Consider the following 3,702-nt stretch of genomic DNA (forward strand, 5'->3'; position numbering starts at 1 on the left):
CTGGTATCCGGTGTTAGTGGCTGCGCTCTGGTCTCCGGTGTTAGTGGCTGCGCTCTGGTATCCGGTGTTAGTGGCTGCGCTCCGGTTTCCGGTGTTAGTGGCTGCGCTCTGGTTTTCGTCATCGGCGGCCGTCTCACCATCTTTTTCGGCCCGAGAAATAACCCAATCAACAGCGCTTTGTATTAACTGAGGTAGCTTTATTTCGGCTTTAACCGTGAGTGATGCCGCTGCAATTTTTGAATCATCTCCCCTGCGTGCAATCTGGCCTGACGCTTCCACTACAGCGAATCTGGATTCAGCTGGGGAGTAATAACTAAATATATCTAGTGGATATTCACAGGCGTGAAGACCGCTATGACACGCCTCAACTTCACCTTCATGGAGGTGGGTTTTACCTATCTCATACTGATAACCACGGCACTGCAGGTCTTTATCAAAACCATTGTAGGCAATTATTTTTTCTTCGTTTTCCATGGGTTCACCTGTTTTATTTGAGAGAGGATACTTAATAATTTTGAACAATTTCATGACCGGGCAATTCAAGGCAGCCGGCATCGCGAGCAGCATGAGCGAATCGCCAGAAGTATTTCTCAGCAATAAACCTTACGGTTTCCATTGCTACGGAGTGATATTGATACCCCGCTTCTGCGTGGTCACCGCTGATGGCGATTTCAGCAATTTTTCCGTTTCCGGTTGAATCGCAATCTTCGGCGTATTTTTCGAGAAACTTTCCAATGTGCTTATCAAGCATCTCTCGAGCTAACGCTGACTCATTACTGAGTGCTCCCGTTTCGCGGAATAGGTGCATCTCAATAAAAAATACGGTGTTTTCAATTTCGTCTTGTGTGGGTTTTCTACGGGAAAGTGGGTGCCCTTCGATATGCCCCTCTTCTGCTGCGCGCGGTTCAAGTTCTTCGTGGTACTCCCTGGCTAGCTTTAATGCACAGCTACGAGAGAATTTCTCGTTTGCGGTCGCGCACTGGAGGATGTCCTTTAGCTGGAACTTGTCGAGTTCATCGAGAGCGATTTCAAGAAAGCGGCGGCGATACATGGCTTCAATGAGTGGGCGTTTGTCATCACCAGAGAGAATGCACTCGAGGACGTATTCAACAATGCCAGCTTCAGCGCGCTCTACATCAGCTGCGGTTTCGTCCGGTAGAGAGTCTTGGTGACGCTCATAGCTGCTAAGAGCGTCTTCGGTGGGGGCGGTTGAGCTGCTTCCTAACATGGGTGTTCTCCCTGAGTTGTTAGAAAGACAATAGCATTTGCTATCGTAATTGCGCAATAGCAAATGCTAATTTTTGTGTGAAAGGTGTGCCTAAAAGTCGATGCAGGTCGCTTCAGGGGTTTAGCCGCCTAGCATGCGGCGGGTTATAAAAAAGCCCGCTCGTAGGCGGACTTCAAAGAGGGGCGTCTATGCTGCGGGCGGAGTCGGCACTGTCAGGTTGTCAGCGTACCACTTATGGGGAGGTTGCAAGCGACATGAGGTAGACGAGGCGGTCTGTAATGTTGCTGTGCTCCACCTGGTTGACCAGGTTAACACCTTCTGGTTCCTTTCGGCCGTACTGGAATATGTCCTTGTAAAGATAGTCTTTATTCTGGTGAGTAATGGTGTCAAAGATCTCGCCGCCAAAAACGTTCGTCACAAAGCCGCATAGAAATTTGGTGCGGTAGTCTCCGATAAGACTCTCGCTTGCAGCGTAGTCAATCGTCACAAAGCTCCTCTGCATAGGTGAGCCATCAATGAATTCTTCGATTCGCTTGAGCCCTCTTTCTGGCACATCCCTTGCCTTGGCCCACTCAAACCCCTCTTCCCTTGTCATCTCTCCCCGTATGGAGCTGACGTCAATGATTTCAACCGACGATGGCCGGGTTGCCAATAGCATCAGTGCGCTCTTGCAAGCCCTGGCATTTACTGCATCCGTTGCCTTTGAACTATCTACGAGCGCAATCACAATTGCGGCTGCTGCAGCAGCTGTAAATAGGAGGTTAAATACTATTGGGTTGCGTGGTTCTGGGAGCTCGGTCTTAGTTTCCATACGATACCATCCTTGGTGGTTGGGTTTTACAGGTCAAGCTCCACTTTTTTGGCTACGCCGATAATGCGGCAATTGCCGTTTATAGCGATGGGAGAATATGCCGGATTTAATGGCTTTAAGTATCGGTTAGGTCCGTCGATAATCAGCTTTTTTAGGGTGGCTTCTTGCGTGTCCACTAGCTTGGCGACGACGATGGAGCCGTTAATGTATGCGGCATCAGGGTCTATAATTACGACCGACCCCTCAGGAATGGATACCCCGCTGGGTGCAGTCATTGAATCCCCTTCAACGCGCAAGGCGAAGGCGTGCGGTCCCACCCGGGCGGTGGTTTCACGCCACTCTTCGGCTTCGCCGGGCTGGAAATTATCAATGATTTCCGACCATCCACCAGCCTGAATCCAACTGATTAGCGGCACACTCCTATGGATGTTAGGCCCGGGGACGACATTAACCTGGCCGGACGATAAACCCTCGGACGAGCCTTTCTCGGGCAGGTTATCAAGAGCAAGCTTGGGAAGCCCCATGGTTGCTTCAAGCTTGCGAGCGGCCTTCTCACCCAGGTTGCGGTGCCCATTTAGTATCTGAGATATGTACGTGGGGTCTACATTATAGTGGCGCCCAAATCCGGCTTTTGTGCCGAATTCATTCACAAGTTGGCGCAAGTTTTCTCTTCTGGTATCTCGTATATCCATTAGCTAATCGTCCCAGACCTTAGCAAAATGTAAATTACGGTTTGCTATTGCCATTTGCGATAGCAATTGCTATTGTTTCTGCATGAACGCTATCTCTAAAGCCGTTTCCCTGATGGGGACGCAAAAACGAATTGCCGACCTGCTTGGCGTGTCACCAGCGTGCGTATCGCAGTGGAACCGCGGAGTTCGAAAAGTTCCACCGAGGCTCTGCCGCGCAATTGAGCAGTTCACTAAAGGCGCCGTAACTCGTGAGGAGCTCAGGCCGGATATTTACGGGGAGCCGTGTTACCCCAACAAAAATATTCAACCTACAGGAAGTGTAAGCGAAAACCCTGAAGGTAAAACAGAGTAGTTCAAACAAACTGACAGCCTAAGCGCTGCCAGAGCTCTTTATAAAATCGGCATAGTAGAGGGGGGTTGCCCGGGTGCAGCGGGGTTTCGGGCAGGGGCTGCGGCTACATATTCAGGCTGTGCAAGTGCCACTTATCTTCATCTTTGAGGTATTCGAGCTTGGCAACGTAGTGAGTTCTTACGCTGGCTCCAAAAGAGTTTTGAGCATCAACCCAGCCTTGCACAGTATGTATGCAGTCACCCTGATACACGACTACCGAATCATTCCAGCCTGAGAAATCGGCTGTTTTCGGTGATTTTAGTCTGCGCTTAGTGAACGCTTGCGCCATTGAGAATGCGCTTAGCTCGCTCTGGCAATTGCGGGCGGCCCGCTCCTCTGGGGTCTCAGATGAACAGTTGGTAAGCGCAACTATCGCGCATAGAGCAAATGCAGTACGCATGAGCAAATCCTTTGGTTGTGTTTGAACGTTTTAGCTCTCTGGTACAGATCAGCTAATTGTCTCGCTCATCTCCTGCTATGTCGATCTGTATTTTTAACCACTAATAAAAAAGTATTGCAAGTTATAGGAGAGGCAACCGTGACAAGAGAGCAGATTAATTCAGAAGTTCAATCCTATTTG

6 protein-coding genes are annotated in these 3,702 nt (G+C 49.8%); 1 reads left to right on the forward strand and 5 read right to left on the reverse strand.

Annotation, left to right across the window (positions count from 1 at the left end; genetic code table 11):
* From MO867_RS20945 to MO867_RS20960, 4 genes are all read right to left on the reverse strand, one after another.
* A partial coding sequence (locus MO867_RS20945; protein ID WP_252472727.1) for a DUF7666 domain-containing protein occupies positions 1-474 on the reverse strand: 474 nt, incomplete at its 3' end.
* Positions 475-505: 31 nt separating this feature from the next.
* Complete coding sequence (locus tag MO867_RS20950; RefSeq protein ID WP_252472728.1) at positions 506-1,228, reverse strand: hypothetical protein; 723 nt, start codon at positions 1,226-1,228, stop codon at positions 506-508.
* A 232-nt stretch (positions 1,229-1,460) separates the two neighbouring features.
* Complete coding sequence (locus MO867_RS20955) at positions 1,461-2,039, reverse strand: hypothetical protein (protein ID WP_252472729.1); 579 nt, start codon at positions 2,037-2,039, stop codon at positions 1,461-1,463.
* A gap of 26 nt (positions 2,040-2,065) precedes the next feature.
* A complete protein-coding gene (locus MO867_RS20960; RefSeq protein WP_252472731.1) occupies positions 2,066-2,731 on the reverse strand; it encodes a S24 family peptidase in 666 nt (221 codons plus the stop codon).
* Between the two features lie 82 nt (positions 2,732-2,813).
* Between MO867_RS20960 and MO867_RS20965 the strand changes: the two genes are divergently transcribed.
* The gene (locus MO867_RS20965) at positions 2,814-3,083 is read left to right on the forward strand and encodes a transcriptional regulator (RefSeq protein ID WP_256474254.1); all 270 of its coding nucleotides are present in this window, start codon (positions 2,814-2,816) and stop codon (positions 3,081-3,083) included.
* Positions 3,084-3,186: 103 nt separating this feature from the next.
* Here MO867_RS20965 and MO867_RS20970 read toward each other — a convergent pair whose 3' ends face one another.
* A complete protein-coding gene (locus MO867_RS20970) occupies positions 3,187-3,522 on the reverse strand; it encodes a hypothetical protein (RefSeq protein WP_252472732.1) in 336 nt (111 codons plus the stop codon).
* Positions 3,523-3,702: the final 180 nt, after the last annotated feature.

It is taken from the genome of Microbulbifer okhotskensis, assembly GCF_023895975.1.
GTDB classification, from domain to species: domain Bacteria; phylum Pseudomonadota; class Gammaproteobacteria; order Pseudomonadales; family Cellvibrionaceae; genus Microbulbifer; species Microbulbifer okhotskensis.

What these genes read in the sequence shown, in the direction of transcription:
- MO867_RS20965 (WP_256474254.1), top strand. Translation starts at nt 2,814, where the DNA reads ATGAACGCTATCTCTAAAGCCGTTTCCCTGATGGGGACGCAAAAACGA.
- MO867_RS20970 (WP_252472732.1), bottom strand. Translation starts at nt 3,522, where the DNA reads ATGCGTACTGCATTTGCTCTATGCGCGATAGTTGCGCTTACCAACTGT.
- MO867_RS20950 (WP_252472728.1), bottom strand. Translation starts at nt 1,228, where the DNA reads ATGTTAGGAAGCAGCTCAACCGCCCCCACCGAAGACGCTCTTAGCAGC.
- MO867_RS20960 (WP_252472731.1), bottom strand. Translation starts at nt 2,731, where the DNA reads ATGGATATACGAGATACCAGAAGAGAAAACTTGCGCCAACTTGTGAAT.
- MO867_RS20955 (WP_252472729.1), bottom strand. Translation starts at nt 2,039, where the DNA reads ATGGAAACTAAGACCGAGCTCCCAGAACCACGCAACCCAATAGTATTT.